This window comes from Gammaproteobacteria bacterium, from assembly GCA_041395445.1.
In the GTDB taxonomy this organism is placed as follows: domain Bacteria; phylum Pseudomonadota; class Gammaproteobacteria; order Xanthomonadales; family Marinicellaceae; genus NORP309.
On record JAWLAO010000004.1, the window covers coordinates 1 to 21038 of the forward strand.

20 protein-coding genes are annotated in these 21038 nt (G+C 38.0%); 4 read left to right on the forward strand and 16 right to left on the reverse strand.

The window, feature by feature from the left end; genetic code table 11:
• Both R3F25_08015 and R3F25_08020 read right to left on the reverse strand, forming a co-directional pair.
• The coding region (locus R3F25_08015; GenBank protein MEZ5496761.1) for a hypothetical protein at positions 1 to 1278 on the reverse strand (1278 nt) is incomplete at its 3' end.
• Between the two features lie 265 nt (positions 1279 to 1543).
• Complete coding sequence (locus R3F25_08020; protein ID MEZ5496762.1) at positions 1544 to 1684, reverse strand: hypothetical protein; 141 nt, start codon at positions 1682 to 1684, stop codon at positions 1544 to 1546.
• Between the two features lie 243 nt (positions 1685 to 1927).
• Between R3F25_08020 and R3F25_08025 the strand changes: the two genes are divergently transcribed.
• Positions 1928 to 2152: a hypothetical protein gene (locus tag R3F25_08025; protein ID MEZ5496763.1), complete on the forward strand. Its 225-nt coding sequence runs from the start codon at positions 1928 to 1930 to the stop codon at positions 2150 to 2152.
• Positions 2153 to 3553: 1401 nt separating this feature from the next.
• On the opposite strand, the gene R3F25_08030 is transcribed toward R3F25_08025, so the two are convergent.
• Positions 3554 to 5362, reverse strand: a complete 1809-nt coding sequence (locus tag R3F25_08030) for a DUF885 domain-containing protein (GenBank protein ID MEZ5496764.1) — start codon at positions 5360 to 5362, stop codon at positions 3554 to 3556.
• A 142-nt stretch (positions 5363 to 5504) separates the two neighbouring features.
• Here R3F25_08030 and R3F25_08035 point away from each other — a divergent pair, with 142 nt between their 5' ends.
• Complete coding sequence (locus R3F25_08035) at positions 5505 to 7235, forward strand: M14 family metallopeptidase (GenBank protein ID MEZ5496765.1); 1731 nt, start codon at positions 5505 to 5507, stop codon at positions 7233 to 7235.
• Between the two features lie 87 nt (positions 7236 to 7322).
• On the forward strand, positions 7323 to 7637 hold the full coding sequence (locus R3F25_08040) for a hypothetical protein (protein ID MEZ5496766.1): 315 nt from the start codon (positions 7323 to 7325) through the stop codon (positions 7635 to 7637).
• A gap of 224 nt (positions 7638 to 7861) precedes the next feature.
• Here the strand turns inward: R3F25_08040 and groL are convergent, their stop codons facing one another.
• The 10 genes from groL to ccoN all read right to left on the reverse strand — a co-directional run bounded on the left by groL (position 7862) and on the right by ccoN (position 17399).
• A complete protein-coding gene (gene groL / locus R3F25_08045; GenBank protein MEZ5496767.1) occupies positions 7862 to 9514 on the reverse strand; it encodes a chaperonin GroEL in 1653 nt (550 codons plus the stop codon).
• A 23-nt stretch (positions 9515 to 9537) separates the two neighbouring features.
• Positions 9538 to 9825, reverse strand: a complete 288-nt coding sequence (gene groES, locus R3F25_08050; GenBank protein ID MEZ5496768.1) for a co-chaperone GroES — start codon at positions 9823 to 9825, stop codon at positions 9538 to 9540.
• Between the two features lie 118 nt (positions 9826 to 9943).
• Entirely contained in the window at positions 9944 to 12337 is a 2394-nt protein-coding gene (locus R3F25_08055) for a heavy metal translocating P-type ATPase (GenBank protein MEZ5496769.1), read from the reverse strand.
• 2 nt (positions 12338 to 12339) lie between these two features.
• Positions 12340 to 12561, reverse strand: coding sequence for a hypothetical protein (locus tag R3F25_08060; GenBank protein ID MEZ5496770.1), 222 nt, complete (start codon positions 12559 to 12561; stop codon positions 12340 to 12342).
• Entirely contained in the window at positions 12545 to 13936 is a 1392-nt protein-coding gene (ccoG, locus tag R3F25_08065) for a cytochrome c oxidase accessory protein CcoG (protein ID MEZ5496771.1), read from the reverse strand. The genes R3F25_08060 and ccoG overlap by 17 nt, the downstream gene beginning before the upstream one ends.
• Positions 13937 to 14036: 100 nt before the next feature.
• Positions 14037 to 14354, reverse strand: coding sequence for a hypothetical protein (locus R3F25_08070; GenBank protein ID MEZ5496772.1), 318 nt, complete (start codon positions 14352 to 14354; stop codon positions 14037 to 14039).
• Complete coding sequence (gene ccoP / locus R3F25_08075; protein MEZ5496773.1) at positions 14347 to 15237, reverse strand: cytochrome-c oxidase, cbb3-type subunit III; 891 nt, start codon at positions 15235 to 15237, stop codon at positions 14347 to 14349. Before ccoP ends, R3F25_08070 begins: the two co-directional genes overlap by 8 nt.
• On the reverse strand, positions 15230 to 15394 hold the full coding sequence (locus R3F25_08080) for a cbb3-type cytochrome c oxidase subunit 3 (GenBank protein ID MEZ5496774.1): 165 nt from the start codon (positions 15392 to 15394) through the stop codon (positions 15230 to 15232). The genes ccoP and R3F25_08080 overlap by 8 nt, the downstream gene beginning before the upstream one ends.
• Positions 15391 to 16005, reverse strand: coding sequence for a cytochrome-c oxidase, cbb3-type subunit II (gene ccoO / locus R3F25_08085; GenBank protein ID MEZ5496775.1), 615 nt, complete (start codon positions 16003 to 16005; stop codon positions 15391 to 15393). The genes R3F25_08080 and ccoO overlap by 4 nt, the downstream gene beginning before the upstream one ends.
• The gene (gene ccoN / locus R3F25_08090) at positions 16002 to 17399 is read right to left on the reverse strand and encodes a cytochrome-c oxidase, cbb3-type subunit I (GenBank protein ID MEZ5496776.1); all 1398 of its coding nucleotides are present in this window, start codon (positions 17397 to 17399) and stop codon (positions 16002 to 16004) included. Before ccoN ends, ccoO begins: the two co-directional genes overlap by 4 nt.
• Before the next feature lie 166 nt (positions 17400 to 17565).
• Between ccoN and R3F25_08095 the strand changes: the two genes are divergently transcribed.
• Positions 17566 to 18303 (forward strand): helix-turn-helix domain-containing protein, encoded by a 738-nt coding sequence (locus tag R3F25_08095; protein MEZ5496777.1) that lies wholly within the window; start codon positions 17566 to 17568, stop codon positions 18301 to 18303.
• A gap of 70 nt (positions 18304 to 18373) precedes the next feature.
• Here the strand turns inward: R3F25_08095 and R3F25_08100 are convergent, their stop codons facing one another.
• The 3 genes from R3F25_08100 to R3F25_08110 all read right to left on the reverse strand — a co-directional run bounded on the left by R3F25_08100 (position 18374) and on the right by R3F25_08110 (position 20938).
• Entirely contained in the window at positions 18374 to 19045 is a 672-nt protein-coding gene (locus R3F25_08100) for an OmpW family outer membrane protein (GenBank protein ID MEZ5496778.1), read from the reverse strand.
• Between the two features lie 129 nt (positions 19046 to 19174).
• A complete protein-coding gene (locus tag R3F25_08105; protein MEZ5496779.1) occupies positions 19175 to 20056 on the reverse strand; it encodes a DMT family transporter in 882 nt (293 codons plus the stop codon).
• Positions 20057 to 20059: 3 nt separating this feature from the next.
• Positions 20060 to 20938 carry a hydrogen peroxide-inducible genes activator gene (locus tag R3F25_08110; GenBank protein MEZ5496780.1) on the reverse strand — a complete coding sequence of 293 codons (879 nt, stop codon included), beginning with the start codon at positions 20936 to 20938 and terminating at the stop codon, positions 20060 to 20062.
• Between the last annotated feature and the right edge of the window lie 100 nt (positions 20939 to 21038).

Sequence of the window (21038 nt, forward strand, 5' to 3'; positions counted from 1 at the left end):
TGGAGTTTGAGGTGTAGCAGGGTAAGCTGGTATCGATACTAAAATATCAGTAGCTGGTCTATAGTCTGTATTAAAAGTCCAACTCTCAAGAACCGGATATTGGCTCCCAAAAAAACCAGAATAATAGGATTCGTTATCAATTAATGGGATAGAATTGACAGAGAAACACAGTAAGTATTCTGCCCTTCGTGGTCTCGGTGGTCTGGTAATTAATTGTGGATCAGGCACCTGTTCCTCTCTGTCAAATAGTGCTGTTGTTATCACCTCACATTCAGGAAAAATAGTGTTGTTATTTTGTTCATAAGTATATACATTGTCACCAGTGCCTGCAAATGGAGGAATAGGAAAAGGACTTTGACCTATATACAGCTCATCAACAAAATACTGCCTTGTTGGGAATGCAATTAACCACTCTGTTTCTGCATTGATACTATCAGTTAACACAAACTCGGTCATTATCTCTGACTTCATCAAAACAGAGCTGACAGACTCATATCCGGTGTCCCACTGTAACTCCAGGCTGTTACCTTGTTCGGTAGTAATAATTGATGATAACTTGCTGTCACTCAATGCAGGAGAATCATTGTCCGCTGAAAAGTGCAGGATGACATCAGAAAAATCCTTCAATGCAGTAACCGGTTCTGAAATGGCCACCCCATTGAGAACATTGATTAACTCCATGCTTCCGGTAATTCCACCTGATGGTGGTAATAAGTCAGTCTGTGAATCATTATCCCAGTAGCCACCGGACTCCCAGGCTTGTTGCAGGAGATTGCAATTCCCCTGAGGTTGTTCATCATTAAATACCGTTGCCAAAGCACTGTCACCGGTAAGTTCACCCATTTCAATGACTTCCATAAATCCTTCATACATACGGAACAAGTCATATCCATAGTCCTCATCAAAATTATCATCATAAAAATGAAGATTATCACCAGCCAACTGCGGAACTGTACAAGAATCATCCGCATTAATCATCTTAGTGACAAAACCATCCTCTTCACCACTTTTATAAAGACCGCCAACCCAAACATCATAAGGTCCCAGATAAAGATTATAGGCATAGACCTCTCTTCCATTGGCAGCTTCTCGAAATCGAACCCGCAACGCCTTGGAGTTTTCGGTTGTATTGATAATGGTAATTAAGGTGTTATAGTTATTGTTGACTGTATAATAGGGAAATATCAACACTTCACCGGAACCATCATTACTCAAATGAACTGCCTGAGTATTTAAGCCAATAAATAGTAACAATATTGTTAAAACTGTTTTTTTCACAACGCCCTCGCGTATGGGTTAATAGTCAAAATATTCAAACTTTAGACGCTCTTGATAGGGATATTATCAAAACAACTGTTAATCTTTCATAAAAAAGATTGGAAAAACCAAAAAAGCCGCTCTGAGCGGCTTTCTGATATTGTGATTGAGATGATTATTTATCTGTCAATTCAATTGCATTGCGGTTTTTCTCAACGGTTTTCAGTCGATTCCTTTAACTTCAGTCAGGCTTTCGATGGTTTGAAATCGCCTGTTCAGTACGATATCAACAATCCTTGACTTTTTTCGCACCAATTCCGTTTAATTCTTCTGCTAAAGATTTAGCATCTGCGGTATTAATGTTTACTGCAAACAAAGATTGACTAAAAAGGACTAAAGAAGTGATTGCTGTTAATAATTTTTTCATAACTTTTCTCCAAAATGTTTAAATTGTATTTTTACCAGTTCACAACATTGCGAAACATGGTGCTCATTTTAGAGATTTGGAAAAATTAAAATATCGGCAAAATGCTTTTTGGTTTTAGGAAAATATTTAAAGTTTTAAGTGGTTTTCCTACAAGGTTTGGTTTGATACTTTTTGCGTGTGCTTCCTCAACTGGTCATTTACCCAAACATTATGCTTGTCAACTATATATTTTGGAGCAAGATAATGGCAGGTAAAGTATTAACAACAAATCAAAAAGAAATCATCTGGAACTATTGGAAACAAGGAATAGCAATGATTGATATAAGCAGGATACTAAACATCCGAACTTCAGTATCGATACTTTTGTTTTATCATGGTGGAATCAAGCCATACAACAGAAGAGAAATACTAATCATTTATCCATTTCTGAACGTGAAGAAATATCACGAGGGCTCGTCAACGGACTAGGTATTCGTGAACTTGCAAGAAATCTGAATCGTTCGCCATCAACCATTTGCAGAGAGATCAAACGTAATGGTGGTACGGCTTAGAATGCAAACTGTTAAAGCTGATAAAATGGCTTACAGGAGAGCAAGACACCCAAAGAATATTTATTTCTCAAGTATAATGAGCTTCAGGAGCTGATAAAAACAAAGCTGAAAGACTACTGGTCACCACAACAAATATCAACATGGTTAAAATTGACATACCCTGATAACCCAAAGATGCAAGTATCACATGAAACAATATACAAAAGTCTTTATATTCAAAGCAGAGGGCTGTTTCCGCAAGAATCAGTCTATCTCAGAAGCGAGCGAAAAACTCGCAGGGCAAAAAATCACAAAGGTGGTTTAGAAGGACAAATTGGATATGGTACTCAATTTCCAAAGACCTACTGAAGTTGAAGACAGAGCGATACCGGGACATAGGAGGAGATTTGATTCAAGGTAGCAGCGCTATGCTGGTTTTATTGCAACAATCGTTGAAAGACAAACCCGATTTGTAGTTCTTGCCAAGGTCACAGGTAAAGGAAAACGGAAACGGTTGTTAAAGCGATATCGAAGCAAATGATGAAGTTTCCAAGGTTATTAAGGAAAAGTCTAACTTGGGACAGGGTTCAGAACTGAAAGCACACAAGAAGTTTAGTATGGCAACCGACATGGATGTATTTTTGTGATCCTCACAGCCCTTGGCAAAGAGGTTCAAATGAAAATACAAACAGATTGCTGAGAGACTTTCAAAACTGACTTGGGAGGTTATACACAAAAGCAATTAAACGATGTTGCTTCTCGTTTAAACAACAGACCCAGAGAAACGCTGCGTTTTCTTTCACCAGCAGTTAAAATGAATGAACTGTTGCAATGACCAGTTGAGGAAGCATGCTCAAAGCTATCTCAAAGAGCACCCAGTATCGACCTGCGGTTTCTTTGGTACTCATAAAATTTGATGCTCAACAAAAACTCGCTGCGCTCAGACATACTTGTTTCGCTAATATCAAATTTACTCGTTCCTCAGCGATGTATAAGGGGGGAATTAATGCTATTTGTTTACAATGTTATATCAACTTGATTATGAATTCAGATATAAAGTTAGTGTGATTTTTTATTATTTGTATTTTTTAATTTCTCTTCTTTCACCAGGTTCAATGTCGAGAATAACAAATATCCCCCTTACATTTCGCTGAGAAGCACAGAAATATTCGGAATCAAGCTTCATACTGTCTGAGCGAAGCGAGTTTATGAAGCGCCGAATATTTCGAGCATCGAAGGAAACCGAAGGCCGAAATGTCGGGGCGTGCTTTCTTTTGGTTACTTTGCTTTACACGAGTAAAGAAAAGTAACATACCCATTTGTTGAATGATTTAAAAAATCACTCCTTGCTTGCGACCCAATCTGAAATTTTATTCTCCAAAACACTCATGGGTACAGCTCCACCAAGCAGGACAACATCATGAAATTCCTTAATGTCGAATTTATCACCTAATTTCTGCATGGCATCATTTCGGAGTTTGACAATTTGAATCATTCCCAGTTTATAACCAAGGGCTTGTCCCGGCCAAACCATATAACGTTCAACTTCAGCGATTGCATCAGACTCAACCACTCCGCCAATTTCCATCATATACTTAATGGCTTGTTCTCTGCTCCATTTCTTGTAATGTAAACCGGTATCGACAACCAGACGAACGGCTCGGAAAAGTTCAGCTTTTAAGCGGCCTAAATCACTGAATGGATCGTTTTTATACAGCCCCATTTCTTTGCCGACCAATTCCGAATACAAAGCCCAGCCTTCGACATAAGCGTTGTAAGGAGCAATTCTTCTCAGCATTGGCAAGTCTCCTTGTTCCAGGTTCAATGCAACCTGCCAGTGATGTCCCGGAATGGCTTCATGGTATGTTAAAGTTTTCATCTCAAATCGTGGGTTGGCCTTTATATCACGCAGATTAATCCAGTAAATTCCCGGCTGGCTTCCATCTAATGGTGGATTCGTGTATTGCCCACCGGGAGCCGATTCTTCTCTGGCTTTAGGAAATTTACGAACCTCAACATCGTATTTAGGACGTGTTGCAAACTGTTCGTCCATCATTGTGGAAATCTCCAGAATGTATTTATTCAAATCGTTTAACAGTTCTGCTCTTCCTGCCTCTGAGTCTTCATAAATAAAGCGGCTATCGTCTAATAATGCCATCATTCTTTCACCAACTGTTCCCTCTGTCATTCCTTGTGCATTAAGAATTTTATCCATCTCCGAGGTGATTCTATCTACCTCCGACAATCCCAAATCGTGAATTTGTTGTGGTGTTAAATCACTGTCTCCCAGCATTTTTATTGCATCAAGATAATACTTGCCACCATTGGGTTGAGCCCAAATTCCTGACTCTTCTTTTGCCATTAATTTCAAGTCATTCAGTTTTGTAACGACTGAATTGAAAGCCGGATAAACTTTGGTTGCAACCAGCATTTCTGCTTTTTTTACCGCTTGAGCTTTTTCCTCATCGCTCATATCACTCACACCTTGTAGTTTTTGAGCAAGTGATGTGACTAAAGGATGATTGGAAGCATCTGTCTCAATAAAACTTTGCATCGCTGAGATTGTTTTATTGACAATCGCTTTTGGTGGAATCCAGTTTTTGTCGGTGTCATATTCCAGTTTTTCCAGAACCTGCTGAACAAAAATATCAAAGTGATCCAATCGTTGCAGATAATCCTGAGCTTGTTTGGAATGGTTTACCTGATGGTTGGCAACCATGATGTTTGGAATATCAATCAACGGGCCATTGATTTGATTAACGATAAACGGCGAAAGTCCCATCCAAACATCAATGTAACCAATATCGAAATCCTCATGTCCGGAAAAATAACGAATGATGTTTTGCATCACGGACTTGTTTTCATCATTATAACTTTCTGCAGAAAGTTGCTGATTGATAGCTCTCAATGAGTCTCTCAGCTTTTTCTCAGCTGCCGGAGAATAATTATCCAATCTGTTTTGATATTCACCACCTGACATTTCTTCCGACAAACCATATTGAGTCGAATTTGATGGTCTGGCACTAAATAAGGCTTTGGTGCTTTCTGAATAGAAGTTTGATAAATCGGTGCTTTCCTGTTTAACATTTCTTTGACAGGCATTTAACATCATGAATGTTATCAAAATCAAAGCTGTATTTGTTTTCATCCGTTTTTTCCTCATAATTTGAACGTACCATTATAAGTATTTTTATTGTCTCTGACAGAGAAATAAGTCTGATAACAAAATATCTCGTGTCAATTTCATAGTGAAAATATTAAGATACAGAAAAGCCATACGTATTATTGAAATGAAAAAAGCACTATTTTGTTTTACATTCTTAACTGCAACACAGTCTGCAATTTCAAGCAGTCAGTTTGAAACTTTTTTTGAGCAAACCAACGGAGCAGAAACAGCCACCTACCAGCAAGTGATTCATTATTATCAGAAACTGAGTCATGAATTTGATACTATTCAAATTCAAACTTTCGGAGAAACGGATTCCGGCAAGCCATTACATCTTGTAATATTTAACAAAGATGGGTTAAAGAAAATCAAGCCCAGACTGATTCGAAAAAGTGTGTTGCTGATTAATAACGGCATTCATCCCGGAGAAAGCGATGGTATTGACGCAACAATGATGTTGTTTCGGGACTTGGCAAGCGGCAAAATTCCTGCTCCTGAAAATGTAATTATTGCAACTATTCCTATTTACAACATCGGTGGAAGCCTCAATCGTAACTCAACCAGCCGAACGAATCAGAATGGACCAAGAGAGTATGGTTTCCGCGGTAATGCCCGTAATTATGATTTAAACCGTGACTTTATTAAATGTGATACGAAGAACTGCAAGGCTTTCACAGAGCTTCTTCATCAATTAAAGCCGGATGTTTTTATTGATAACCATGTCAGCAACGGCGCAGATTATCAATACACGCTCACACATTTATTCACTCAACACAATAAACTTAGAGGCAAAAGTGGAGAATATCTGCAAGAATTTCTGATGCCGGAATTAGAAAAAAAATTGAAACTAAAAAATTGGGATATAACACCTTATGTGAATGTTTTTAATGATGTGCCGGAAAAAGGTTTCAATCAGTTTATGGACTATCCACGTTACTCCACCGGCTATACAACCTTGTTTAATACGCTGGGAATGATGGTCGAAACCCACATGCTTAAACCATACAAACAAAGAGTTGAAGGAACTTATCAGTTGATGCTTTCCATGATTGAAATTATGCAAAAAGAATCTGACAAGATAATTACTCTTCGCCAGGATTTTCATAAAGAAATTTATAACCAAGATTTATATACTCTCAACTGGCAAATTGATGGAGAAAAGTCCTCAATGCTCAACTTCAAAGGATTTGAGGGTGAAATGATTGACAGCAAAGTTACCAATCAGAAAAGATTAAAATATGACAGAACCAAGCCGTTCAACAAAGCGGTGAAATTTCAGAATTATTTTAAACCGGCATTGCAGATTACGATGCCCAAAGCCTATATCATTCCGCAAGGATGGCATAATGTGATTGACTTATTGAAACTAAACAATGTTGCAATGAATACATTAGATATTGATTCCGATTATCAAGTTGAATCTTACCGAATCACCGATTACGAGACCTCCAAGACACCTTATGAAGGTCATTATCCGCATTCAAACACACAAATTTCTAAAACCATAGAACAAAAAACATTCAAGAAAGGTGATTACATTATCGAAGTCAACCAGCCTTCGATTCGCTATATTCTCGAAACTCTCGAGCCACAAGCACCTGATTCATTCTTCAAATGGAACTTCTTCGACACCATCCTGCAACAGAAAGAGCACTTCTCACCTTATGTGTTTGAAGATATTGCCGAACAAATGCTTAAAGACAATCCCGAAATTGCCAAAGAATTCAGGGAAAAGCAAGATACCGACAAAGAATTTGCTGAAAACTGGTACGCTCAACTCGACTGGCTGCACAAACACAGCAAACACTACGAAAAAACCCATATGCTATATCCCGTTTATCGGATTTTGAAATAAACAACTGACAATTCTCTAACTCTACTGTAATATCGATTACACACAATAAATGGAGAATTTATAATATTAAAAATCAAATCTATAGCTATGCTTCTTGCGTTAATTTTTATCACAGCATCATGTTCGGAAGATAGATCCTCTAACAACCTGCAAGATACTGCAAAAACTGAGAACAACGAATTAACAGGCAATAAATTTTTTGATGCCGCCGCAACAAAAATAATGAAACACAACTCCAAAATGGACAGAGTACAAGCAAATTGTGTTGTAAAAACTATGACAGATAGCGGAGAAGTTGGCGTCGGAGAAATCAATCAAATGCGTTTAGCTGACGATGAAATGTCAAAAAACTCCTCCCGACTGAATGCGTCTTATAACCAGGCTAAGGAAAGTTGTAAATAATAAAGCAAATAACAAAAAGCCCCAATATTCAATTAGGGCTTTTAACTTTCTCTTATGAGATTCCCGCCTTCGTGACGAGTTTGTAATTGGAGTACATTCCCAATCTTTGCATTTATCGCTTCAGTAATTCTTTAGATCAAGGCTGGAAGTGGGAGTTTATAATCTATAAATGACCACTTCCAAACGCAGAGATAATGAATTAATGAAGATGATAAATCAAAGATTTACATCATGCCTGGCATTCCGCCCATACCTCCCATACCACCCATTCCGCCCATATCTGGAGCACCGGAATCTTTGGCAGGAGCATCAGCAACCATACATTCTGTGGTAATCATCAAACCAGCAACGGATGCGGCATTTTGTAATGCTGTACGTGTCACTTTAGCAGGGTCGAGGATACCTGCTTTAATCATGTCTACGTATTCGCCTTTTGCTGCATTGTAACCGTAGTTACCTTCACCATTTTTAACATTATTCACTACCACTGAGGCTTCTTCACCACAGTTGTTGACGATTTGGCGTAATGGCTCTTCCATTGTACGTTTGGCAATCGCAATACCAACATTTTGGTCTTCATTATCACCTTTAAGGTCAGCAATTGCTGATAATGCACGAATCAATGCCACTCCACCACCGGGAACAACACCTTCTTCTACAGCAGCACGAGTTGAGTGTAAAGCATCTTCAACACGGTCTTTCTTCTCTTTCATTTCAATTTCAGAAGCTGCACCGACTTTAATCACTGCAACACCACCTGCTAGTTTAGCAACACGTTCTTGCAATTTTTCTTTATCGTAATCGGAAGTCGCTTCATCAATTTGTTTACGAATTTGATTCACTCTGGCTTCGATGGATGAAACATCACCGGCACCGTCAATGATTGTTGTGTTTTCTTTGCTGATTTGAACTCGTTTTGCTGTTCCCAAATCTTCGATTGTCACTTTATCCAAAGATAAACCAACTTCTTCAGAAATAACTGTACCACCAGTTAAAACAGCAATATCTTCCAACATCGCTTTACGTCTGTCACCAAAACCAGGAGCTTTAACCGCTGAAACTTTAACGATTCCACGCAAATTATTTACAACCAAAGTTGCCAATGCTTCACCGTCGATGTCTTCAGCAACAATCAACAATGGTTTGCTGGCTTTAGCAACTGCTTCCAATGTTGGTAACAATTCACGAATGTTAGAAATTTTCTTGTCATGCAACAAAATATAAGGTGCATCCAGTTCGGCTGTCATTGTGTCTTGGTTAGTCACAAAATACGGAGACAAATAACCTCTGTCAAATTGCATACCTTCAACGACGTCCAGTTCATTGGAAAGTCCTGAACCTTCTTCAACAGTAATCACGCCTTCTTTGCCCACTTTATCCATAGCTTCGGCAATGATTTTTCCAACGCTTTCATCAGAGTTTGCTGAAATGGTACCAACCTGTGCAATAGCATTGCTGTCAGTACAAGGAACTGACAAATCTTTAAGTGCTGAAACAGCAGTAGCAACGGCTTTGTCAATCCCACGTTTCAAATCCATTGGGTTCATACCTGCTGCAACGGCTTTTAAGCCTTCACGTACAAATGCTTGAGCTAAAATTGTTGCAGTCGTTGTACCGTCACCGGCAGCATCATTAGTTTGTGATGCCACTTCCTTGACCATTTGTGCACCCATGTTTTCGAATTTATCTTCCAATTCGATTTCTTTTGCAACAGATACACCGTCTTTGGTGATTGTTGGAGCACCAAAACTTTTATCCAAAACAACGTTTCTGCCTTTAGGTCCTAATGTAACTTTAACTGCGTTTGCTAATACATTCACGCCACGAGCCATTTTCGCACGGGCGTCTTCTGAAAATAATACTTCTTTTGCCATTATACTTCTCTTTATCTTTTGTGGATTTATTCAATTACACCAATGATGTCGCTTTCGTTCATGTATAAAAATTCCTCACCGTCTGCTTTGAATTCGGTACCGGAATATTTTCCAAATAATACATGATCGCCAACTTTAACTTGCAAAGCACGAACATCACCATTTTCAAGAACCTTACCATTACCAACGGCTACGATTTCACCTCTTGAAGGTTTTTCTTTAGCAGCATCAGGAATGATAATTCCACCGGCTGATTTGGTTTCTTCAGCCATACGTTTAACAATTACACGGTCGTGTAAAGGACGAATTTTCATTTTTTTCTCCTAAACTAAGGTTTTATTTTAAAATAAATTATAGAACGTCAGTCATATATGGTTTTTTACAGGCTTTTCAAGGCGAAGCGAAAAAAATATTGCCTGTTTTAATACAAACCTATTTTGATCCAAGCAAGAGTCTTTTGGCATTTAGAGCCACAACCAAGGAACTGATTGACATACCTATCGCTGCCATCCATGGTGCGAGATAACCCATAATTGCCAGAGGTGTGACACTGAGATTATAAAATAAAGCCCAAATAATATTTTGGTGAATAATTTTATTAGTTTTATTTCCTGTCAAAATCAGCGATTTGATGCTTGATAAAGAGCTTCCCATAATAATCATATCTGATGCTGCTCTGGCGAGCTGAGTTCCCTGATTAAAACTAATCGAAACATCCGCTTTCGCCAGAACAGGGGCATCATTGATACCATCGCCAACCATAACTGTGGATTGAGATTGCTGTTGACAGGCGTGAATGAGATTTATTTTTTGTTCCGGTGTTTGCTCTGCATAAAACTGAGAAATATCTAAATTAGACGCTGTTTTTGCAACTGATTCTTGCTTATCACCGCTGACAATTGCCAGTTGATAACCTCTGCTTTGCAGATATTTGATTTGATTTTTGCTATCATGACGTAGCTGATTATCTAATTCAAAAGCAGCTATTGGTTGATCATTTTCATACAAATAAACAAGGGTGTTCTGTGTGAGGATTTGATGATTGTTTTTACCACACCACTCTTTATTACCGGCTTTATATTGAATTCCATCAATTTTCGCTATTACACCTTGTCCTGATTTGTTTTCAAAATCAGCAACTTGGATTTTAGGATTGTAATAATCATTAAATGCTGAAGCAATCGGATGTGAACTTTCATGCTCCAGAGCTGCTGTCAATTCTAAAATTTCAGTGTCCGATTTATCACTGAAATTATGGACTTTAACCAATGACATTGTTGGTTCTGTGAGCGTTCCTGTTTTATCGAAGAACCAATTCTTAATTTTTGAAATTTTTGTAATTGCATCCAGATTTCGACTGAGTATTCCTTGTTTCATCAGTTTCACACTCGCTGCCGTCAAAGCCACCGGAGTCGCCAAAGACAATGCGCAAGGGCAGGTTGCCACAAGAACCGATAAAACAATCAACATGGTTTTGTCCGGTGCATAAATACTGTAATAAATTGCGGTCAAAGTTGCGATAATAAGGACAATTGCCACAAACCAGGCTGCAATTTTATCCACCAGCAGTAATGTTTTGGGCTTTTGTAATTGTGCATTTTCAAGCAACTGACTCAATCCTGCCAGAATGGTGTCATCACCGATGGCAGTTGATTTAATCAGAATTTCTCCGTCTGTTAACAGGCTTCCTGCCATCACTTCATCGTCGATTTGCTTAGCAATTGACTTTGATTCACCGGTAATCATGGACTCATCCACTTTTCCATGCCCTGAAATGATTTGCCCATCAATAGCGACAATTTCACCAGCTTTAACTTTTAAAACATCGCCTTTTTTAATTTGCTCAAGGGGCATTAACTCATCAGCATTTCCACTAACCCGCATCACACTCGCAGGAATCATATTGCCCAAGGCTTCATTAGCATTCATTCCCTGATGCCGAACGGTCATCTCAACAAACCGCCCTGCTAACAAGAAAAAGATGAACATCACCATAGAGTCGTAATAAATGGTTTCGCCGTTATTGGTTAGAACATTCCATGTACTGGCGAAATAGGCCAATGACATTGACAAAGCCACCGGCACATCCATGCCGAGATGTTTGTTGCTCAAATCACGAAAAGCATTTTGCAGGAAAGTTTTCCCCGAATAGAAATAAACCAACGTTGCTACCAAAAGGCTGACAAGCACGAAAAAGCGATAGATTTTTTCATCAATTCCGTGATATTCACCGCCGTAAATCGGTACAGATAATGTCATGATAAACATCATACCCAAACCTGCAACGATTAAACGCTTTAATGCACTTCTGCGTTCGGCAATGCTTTGACTATCACTGTTTTTATCCTTGCTGAGTGCCGGTTTATAACCCAAACGATTGATTGCCGATAAAATTTCGCTGAGCTTAATTTTCTCAACATCAAATTCAGCCTGAAGAACTTTTGTGATGGTGTTTAGTCGCACATCCGATATGCCAATCAATCCTCTTAGATGTTTATCAATCAACCAGCCACAAGCACTACAATACATGCCTTCGAGGTTGATGGAAACTTTATAATGATTGTCTTTTAGCTGAGTAACAAAAGAATCGAAATTGACCGGTTCATCATAAACTTGCCACTTTTTTTCCGCAACTTCAGCTTTTGATGCCGGAAGCGAATCGCCGCGGTATTCGTAAAAGTCACAATAACCTTGTTCATCAAGAAATTCCGCAACAGCTTTACAACCGTGGCAACAGACAGCTTTGCTCTCACCACCAATTTTTGCCAGGATTTTAACATTGTCAGGAATCGTTTCGTGACAGTGAAAACAAGCCTTTTCAGACATTCCTAATTGCTGTTTCCAAGTTCTGTTTTTTCAGAATCAACCGGAGTGATAATTTTTGATGAATGTCGGTTATGTTGAATGACATCGGGAGAATGTTTGGCTGCAATCACCAGAGTGATTATTGATGCTACAACCGCTGTTAACGGTAGTGCCATAATAAACCAGACCATTGGTATTTTGTACCAAGGTCTGGATTCATTTTGTGTGTTATTTCTTTGGTCCAAAGTATTTTGTCTCCTCTGTAACAACTGTGCTTTCATCACCTACAACGTGAATTTTCAATTCAATATTTTGAATATGTCTTGTCACATTTGCAGTTTTTGCTCTGACTTTAACCGGCAGACTTAAAACTTCACCCGGAGGTAACTGTCTGTCTTTATAATTATCATCAACAACAACCTCTAATCCCCCTTCGATTCCTTCTGCTGTGACAATATATTGTTGCGGCTGATCGCCTTTATTCATTATTTTCAGTTTATAAACATTCTCAATTGTCTGAGAGTCCACAACCCTGAAAAATGTATTTCGATCTCTTAACACGTCAACCGCTATGCTTTTACGATTTAACAATGTATAAGAGAACAATCCAATCATTATACTTAAGGCAACCATGTACAGAACCATTCTTGGTCTGAAAATCCGTGTTTTCTTACCTTGAAGCTCGTGTTCAGTTGTGTATCGAACCAAACCTGGCTCTTTACCAATGCTTATCATGACTTCATCACAAGCATCAATACATGCCGCACAAGCAATACATTCGTATTGTAATCCGTCTCGAATATCTATCCCTGTCGGGCAAACCTGTACACACATGGTACATTCAATACAATCTCCGACATTTTCGATCTCTTCTCTACGTTTTTTCCCTGCGGCACGAGGTTCTCCTCTGGCAACATCATATGATACTATTAATGTATCTTTATCAAACATCGCACTTTGGAATCGTGCATAAGGACACATGTGTGTGCACACTTGTTCACGCAAGAAACCGGCATTCCCATAGGTCGCTAAACTATAAAAGAAAATCCAGAATGTCTCCCAAGAACCCAAATTCCACTCAAGTACCAGATACCATAGTTCTCTAATCGGGGTAAAAAAACCGACAAAAGTAAAGCCTGTCCACAAAGCCAGAATAATCCAAAGCAGAATTTTTAATCCCCGGCGGCGAATTTTATTAAAATTCCAGGGCTGTTTATCTAACTTCAATCGTTTATTGCGATCACCTTCAACCCAATGCTCTATTTGTACAAACAATTCCGTCCAAACAGTTTGGGGGCAAGCATATCCACACCATAGCCTTCCTGCCAATGCGGTAAAAAAGAAAAGGGAAAATGCAGCTATAATCAACAGCCAGGAAAGGAAAATAAAATCCTGAGGCCAAAATGTTATTCCAAAAATATAGAATTTCCTAGCTGGCAAATCAAACAATACTGCCTGATGTCCATCATAATTCAACCATGGCAAGAAATAAAAAATACCAAGTAGAGTGAAAAGAGATAGTTTTCTTAATCTTGAGAAAAAACCATTTATCTCACGAGGGTGAATTTTCTTTCTGGATTGATATAGTTCAATTCCAAGTGGTTGTTTATCTTGACTCATAGTTTTTGATAATATATTTGGATTAAAAATCACAAAACTGCCAAACCTATATAAGTTTGATTTGGCAGTTTACTCTTTGTTAAAGCCTTTCGCTTTAGTTTTAATCGTCCTCTTTGGGTCGAGTTCTTTGTGCGAGTTTGGTTCTGGGTAACACCATCACTATACCAACAAGAAATGTTGCTATGAAAGAAAATATCCAGAAAAACACAAAACCAAAGGTATAACCTTGTGTCGCAGAAACCTCGATACTCCACGTTGAAAGTTGCAGCAAAAGTTGCGGATCAAAAATGGCAAAGAAAACCATTGTTTGTGCAGCTGCTACTAAAAATGAAGTCCAAAGAACGACAGCCAAGCGTCTGTAAAAGATACGCTTAAGCTGTCTTTCATTAAAACTGATATCTTTATCGTTATTAGTCATTGCTTAGTGAATATACATAGGCGCCAAGAACTTTTATACTATCTTTATCAAGTAATTCACCGTGTGCCGGCATTTTACCTGATAAACCTTGCATAATCGCTGTTTCAACAATTCCGGAATCATAAGAGTGCAACCAAGTGTTATCTGTCAGGTTAGGAGCACCAAACATATAATTACCTTTCGCATCCGCACCGTGACATGATGAACAGAACATGGCGAATTTCTTTTGACCTTCTGCTGCTAATTCTGCATTCTGAGATTTATCAGTAAAGCTCTTAACATAAGCCGCAACTTGTTTAACACCTTCATCACCTAGAGCTGCGCCCCAAGGTGGCATGATGCCATTACGACCCGCTGTAATTGACTGAATAATTGTGTCAGGATCACCACCGTATAACCAGTCATTATCTGTCAGGTTTGGAAAACCAACCGCACCCTGAGCATCAGAACCATGACAAGTACTACAATGGTTAGCAAATAACCTTTCACCAATTTCCATCGCTTTAGTGTCTTTAACCATTTCTGTTACAGGTTTATTGATAAAAGTACTGAATAACTCAGCTCTTTTTGCCATCACATCCTTATTTTCATCTTCCCATGAGCTAAAACTAGTCCAGTTTAATGTTCCTTTATAGTTACCCATGCCCGGATACAATGTTAAATACACGATAGAAAACACGATTGTTAAGATAAAAAGGTACAGCCACCACTTTGGAAGCGGATTGTTATACTCTTTTAAATCATCATCCCAAACATGACCTGTTGTATCGCCATCTTTGTGTTCGTCAGACTGCATTCTAGATGAAGTGAATAGCAACCACAAATAGCCAACAATATGGGCTGCTACCAATACGATAATATATATACTCCAACCACTACTCATGTCCATTTTGCTCACCTTTCTCTAATGTTTCAAAATCATCTTCCAATGGAAGATTTGATAAATGTTCAAATTCAACCTTTCTTTTGTCACTCCACGCCCATGCAACAATTGCAAAGAACAGTATCATCATGACAATTATAAATATGCCATTAATCACTTGTAGCTCCTTGGGATAGAAGTTCCCAGAACTTGTAAATAAGCAATCACGGCTTCAAGTTTGGTTTTTCCTTCAACATCAGCTTTTGCGCTTGCAAGTTGTGCATCTGTATAAGGATGTCCAAACCACTCTTTCAAGGTTTTCATACCGGCAGCCACTTGCTCAGCATCAACAGTTTGTTCTGCCAACCAAGGATAACCCGGCATATTTGACTCAGGAACCACTGAGCGAGGATCCATTAGGTGATATTCATGCCATTCATCAGAGTATTTGCCACCAACCCTGTGTAAATCAGGACCGGTTCTTTTTGAACCCCATTGGAATGGTCTGTCATAAACAAACTCACTTGCCATTGAGTAGTGTCCATATCTCATAGTTTCATCAACGAACGGACGAATTTGTTGAGAGTGACAGTTGTAGCAACCTTCTGAAATATAAATATCACGGCCTGCTAATTGAAGAGCAGTGTATGGTTTTAGATTTGGATGAGGCTCAACAACGCTTGCTTGGAACATCAGTGGCACAATCTCAACAAGACCCGCAAAACTGACGACAATTGCAATCAACACACCCATCAACCCAATATTTTTCTCTAGTTTTTGATGTTTCATGCTGCTTCTCCTGAAACTTTGTCTGATTTAATAGTTTTAATTACATTGTACAACATGATAAACATGCCGCTGAGGAACATTGTTCCACCCAAGAAACGGGCAATGTAATACGGATATGTTGCTTTAATACTTTCAATGAAGGAATAAACAACACTACCATCAGCATTAATATCTCTCCACATCAAACCTTGCATCACTCCGGCAATCCACATTGAAGCGATGTATAAAACGATACCAAGTGTGGCAATCCAGAAGTGAACATTGATTAGTTTTGTTGAGTACATTGATTTTCTACCCCAAAGTTTTGGAATCAATACATACAACGAACCAATTGTCATTAACGCAACCCAGCCCAGAGCACCAGAGTGAACGTGACCAACTGTCCAATCAGTATAATGTGATAACGCATTAACTGTTTTCACAGACATCATAGGACCTTCAAAAGTTGACATACCATAGAATGACAATGAAACAATCAAAATCTTGATTATTGGATCATCACGCAATTTATGCCAAGCACCTGATAAAGTCATGATACCGTTAATCATACCACCCCAGGAAGGTGCTAATAGAATCAATGAGAAAACCATACCCAAAGATTGTGCCCAATCAGGTAATGAAGTGTATTGCAAATGGTGTGGACCTGCCCACATATAAGAAGAAATCAATGCCCAAAAGTGAACGATTGAAAGTCTGTATGAATAAACCGGTCTTTCAGCTTGCTTAGGTACGAAGTAATACATCATTCCCAAGAAACCGGCTGTCAGGAAGAACCCAACTGCATTGTGACCATACCACCATTGAACAAGCGCATCAACAGCACCAGGATACACTGAGTATGACAAATGCCAGTTTACCGGAATCTGTAAATTGTTTACGATGTGGAGCAATGCAATGGTAATAATAAACGCTGCATAGAACCAGTTCGCAACATAGATGTGTTTCTCCTGCCTTTTAACAATTGTTCCAAAGAACACAATGGCATAAGCAACCCAGACGATTGTCAAAAAGACATCAATCGGCCAAATTAACTCAGCATACTCTCTACTTTGTGTGTAACCAAATGGAAGCGTCAAGGCCGCTGCAACAATGATTAATTGGAACGCCCAAAAAACAAAAGATGCCAATTTGGGAGCAAACAACTCTGCTTTACATGTTTTATGTGCCACATAGAACGAAGTACCTATTAAAGCATTTCCACCAAAAGCAAAAATCACGGCATTGGTATGTAGTGGTCTCAAACGGCTGTATGTTAAAAATGGAATATCAAAATTTAACGCCGGCCAAGCCAATTGTGCCGCGATAAAGACGCCAACAAGCATGCCAACAATGCCCCATAAAATGGTGACAATGGCAAACTTTTTGACAATTTCATCAGTAAAGTTAGTTTTCATTTATTACCCTCGCATTAATAATCTTAGTCGCCCATTATATGAAATAAGCAACCCTTGTATATTGACTTTAGTCAATTTTTGGATTTATGGATATTTTTAACCATTATTTTTTAATAATTTTTCGACTTATGCCATAATTAACTCATTGTCATTCAGGTATATAAAATTGCCAAGCTATCAAAATCATAAATTAGAGCAATTTCAAAATAAAGTTGTTGGTAAATTATCACGTTGTGAGAAGTGTACTGTCAGTTCTTTATGTTTGCCAAGCGGTTTATCAAGATCAGAACTAATTGATTTAGAGTCAATGATTTCCGCCTCTCAAATTGTTGATAAAAACAGCCAGCTTTTTTCTATCGGAGAAAAATTCAACGCTTTATACATCGTGCACTCAGGAATGTTTAAAACCACATCGCTTGATGAAAATGGTAAGGAAAGAATCCTCAATTTTCATCTTCCCGGAGAAATTATGGGATTGGATGGAATTTATGATGAGACCTTTCAGTCAACAGCTTCCGCTTTAACCATGAGTTCATATTGTAAAATTTCATTTAACAATTTCCTTGAAATATCAGAAGATTACCCGGTTCTGCAGGCAAATCTTTTAAAAGTGATGAGTCGTGAGCTCTACAGCTGTAAGAAAAATCATATTGATATTGGTAGTAAATCAAAATTAGCTTTATTTATTAAAACAATCTCTCAAAGATTCAAGATTCGCGGATATTCGGAAGACGAATTCTTCCTGCCGATTTCTCAAAGAGATATTGCCAGTTATCTTGGAATGGCTGAAGAAACATTGAGCCGTATTTTTAAGAAACTCCAAAAAATGGAAGTTGTGAGTTATAAAAAGCATATACTAACTATTTTAGATAGAGACCTTTTAAACGAACTCGCAGAATCTTAAATTTTGAGCCATAAAAAAAAGGCTGTACACCAAAAATGTACAACCTTTTTTTATTAGTTGTAATATTGATTTAGAAAGTTTTTCCAAACCCGATTCCAACGACAGTTGGATCAATATCAACGTCAACTGATACTGCCCCTAAAGCTGTATCGAACGTTGCTGTAGTGTCAATTTTGATATATTTAACATCAACGTTGAAATACCAGCCATTTTTCATTTCGAAGTCAATACCAAATTGACCCGCAAGACCAAATGATGAATCAATATCTAGATTTGACGCACCCAATACAGTTTGAGCCGCATCAGTTAAATCATCATTAAAGAACAACGTATAGTTTAAACCAACACCGGCATAAGGTCTTACTTTACCTTGTGGGTTGAAATGATATTGTGCGAACAATGTAGGTGGTAATACATTTGTATTTACAACTTCTGTACCATCTGGAACACCTAGTCCACTCAAACCAAAAGCACTAACATCATGTTGAGTACTTGGATCAAGCAACAAATCTAATGCAAAATTATCAGTTAACATATAACCAATTGAAACACCCAAAGTTGTTGCATCGTTCACTTCAACGCCAGTACCTGCAACGTCACTACCTGCAAGGTTCAAAACACTACTGTCATCGTTTGGATTAATGTTGATAACTCTTGCATGCATAAACCAATCGCCTTTATCGGCTGCCATTGATGCACCGGATACAACTGCCAATGCAGCTGCTAAAATTGTTTTTGACATTTTCATAATTATTCTCACTCAAGTTAAGTTATTGATGCGAGAATTATACTGATTTGCAATTTAATTATTATTGATAACTATCAAGATTTTATTCAGATTATAGATTTCCTCAGACTGAAAAAGATTATGTTACATTGATATTTGAAGCACAAAAAGCACTCCAGTAATTGTAATCACAACCCCAATCACTTTTCTGAAATTGAGATGTTCTTTTAGAAATATCCAAGAAAGAAGCAATATAAATACTGACGCTGTTTCATTTAGAATTGAGGCAACTGAAGCACTGGTGTATTTGTATCCTGCCACCCAAATCATCATTGAAACATATTGTCCTAAAAACGTTCCCAGTATGAGCCACATACCTCCTTTGGCCTTTAGAATATGTGAAACTGTCAATGGTTGTCTTAATGCCAATCCATACAACACCATAGCAATCATTCCCCCGAAGGATCGAATTAGTATAATCCAAAAAAATGGCAATTCTGTACTAACCGGTTTAATTATTACTATACCAAGCGCTGTAAAAAAGACAGCAAGTGTTGCAAATACAAACCCACGAATTGGAGGATGCTCAATTGTTAGAGATTTTTTCCTGTATCCTACTAAAACAACTCCTGCCAACACCAGTAACATTCCAAAATACTGCCAGTTATTCAGACTTTCTGCCAACAAGAGCATTGATAAGCTGACGACAAACGGACTATACAAACTCCCTGTAATTCCGGTTAAGCTTGCACCAATTAACTGCAATGCTCTCAGATAAAATAAATCTGCCAGCATAATGCCAATGATTCCGCTTATTAGTATCACTCCAAACTGATATGATGACATTTGTGGAACTTCCCAACTGTCAAAAATTAACACTGTTGGAATCATAAGCATGAAGACAAATACCGACTTAAACAGATTCATTTCATAAGCGTTAAAATGATCACCTGCTTTTTTATATAAGATTACAGCAATTGCCCAAATGAAGGCGCACAGAAGCGATAGAGTTTCACCTATTCCCATCGATTATTTATGTCCTTTAATAAAGTTCCCTAACAGTTCAAACTCTTTCGTCTGAGAACTCCCTTTTCTCCAAACCAAACCGATTTCTCTGTAACTATTTGTATATTTCTTTAGCTCTAATGGTTGTTGTTTTATTAAGTTCGAATCTAAAGACATTTCAGGTAAGAATGTGATTCCAACATCACTTTTAACCATCTCAATTAAAGTCAGCATGCTACTTGCTGAGTATTTACTGATTTGCTCAGAGTTCTTTAATTTACACGCACTCAAAGTATGTTCTCTTAAACAGTGTCCATCTTCCAATAGAATAACACTTTCATCTGATGGTTCTGACATGTTTTTTTTAACCCACTTACTTCCTTGTCTATGGGCTAAATAAAATGACTCTTTAAATAAAGTTAATGTTTCGGTATTTTTTAATGAGTAAGGCAATGCAATTAAGATCACATCCAACTCTCCTTTCATTAACTTGTCATAGAGTTTTAAAGTCATACCTTCATACAAGTATAACTCTAAGTCCAGGTATTTTTTTTGTAGTTCAAACATGAACTTCGGCAACAAAAATGGCGCAATTGTAGGAATAATTCCAAGTGATAGCTTTCCTGACAGAGGCTTGTCATTCCCCTGAGAAATATCTAGTAGGTGTGATAATTCACGAATAATTAATTTTGCCTGAGTATATACTTCTTTTCCCAAAGAGGTGATTGTGACAGACTTGTTTGTCCGATCAACAAGTTGTCCATTGATTACACTCTCAAGCTCTTTTATAGCTACAGAAAATGCCGACTGAGAAACAAAACAGCTTTCCGCCGCTTTACCAAAGTGGTTATTTTCTACTAAAGCAATGTAGTATCGCAATTGTTTTACTGTTGGGAAATTCATCGAATTAATAAATTGATTTATCTATAACGATTTGGATTCTAACTTAAAGATAAATTAGCTGATAGCTTTATCCCAAAAAAAATGCAAATCCGAAGATTTG

What these genes read in the sequence shown, in the direction of transcription:
- R3F25_08020 (MEZ5496762.1), bottom strand. Translation starts at nt 1,684, where the DNA reads ATGAAAAAATTATTAACAGCAATCACTTCTTTAGTCCTTTTTAGTCAA.
- R3F25_08105 (MEZ5496779.1), bottom strand. Translation starts at nt 20,056, where the DNA reads ATGGGAATAGGTGAAACTCTATCGCTTCTGTGCGCCTTCATTTGGGCA.
- R3F25_08070 (MEZ5496772.1), bottom strand. Translation starts at nt 14,354, where the DNA reads ATGACTAATAACGATAAAGATATCAGTTTTAATGAAAGACAGCTTAAG.
- R3F25_08110 (MEZ5496780.1), bottom strand. Translation starts at nt 20,938, where the DNA reads ATGAATTTCCCAACAGTAAAACAATTGCGATACTACATTGCTTTAGTA.
- R3F25_08055 (MEZ5496769.1), bottom strand. Translation starts at nt 12,337, where the DNA reads ATGTCTGAAAAGGCTTGTTTTCACTGTCACGAAACGATTCCTGACAAT.
- R3F25_08040 (MEZ5496766.1), top strand. Translation starts at nt 7,323, where the DNA reads ATGCTTCTTGCGTTAATTTTTATCACAGCATCATGTTCGGAAGATAGA.
- R3F25_08100 (MEZ5496778.1), bottom strand. Translation starts at nt 19,045, where the DNA reads ATGTCAAAAACAATTTTAGCAGCTGCATTGGCAGTTGTATCCGGTGCA.
- R3F25_08030 (MEZ5496764.1), bottom strand. Translation starts at nt 5,362, where the DNA reads ATGAAAACAAATACAGCTTTGATTTTGATAACATTCATGATGTTAAAT.
- ccoN (MEZ5496776.1), bottom strand. Translation starts at nt 17,399, where the DNA reads ATGAAAACTAACTTTACTGATGAAATTGTCAAAAAGTTTGCCATTGTC.
- R3F25_08035 (MEZ5496765.1), top strand. Translation starts at nt 5,505, where the DNA reads ATGAAAAAAGCACTATTTTGTTTTACATTCTTAACTGCAACACAGTCT.
- ccoG (MEZ5496771.1), bottom strand. Translation starts at nt 13,936, where the DNA reads ATGAGTCAAGATAAACAACCACTTGGAATTGAACTATATCAATCCAGA.
- R3F25_08025 (MEZ5496763.1), top strand. Translation starts at nt 1,928, where the DNA reads ATGGCAGGTAAAGTATTAACAACAAATCAAAAAGAAATCATCTGGAAC.
- ccoO (MEZ5496775.1), bottom strand. Translation starts at nt 16,005, where the DNA reads ATGAAACATCAAAAACTAGAGAAAAATATTGGGTTGATGGGTGTGTTG.
- ccoP (MEZ5496773.1), bottom strand. Translation starts at nt 15,237, where the DNA reads ATGAGTAGTGGTTGGAGTATATATATTATCGTATTGGTAGCAGCCCAT.
- groES (MEZ5496768.1), bottom strand. Translation starts at nt 9,825, where the DNA reads ATGAAAATTCGTCCTTTACACGACCGTGTAATTGTTAAACGTATGGCT.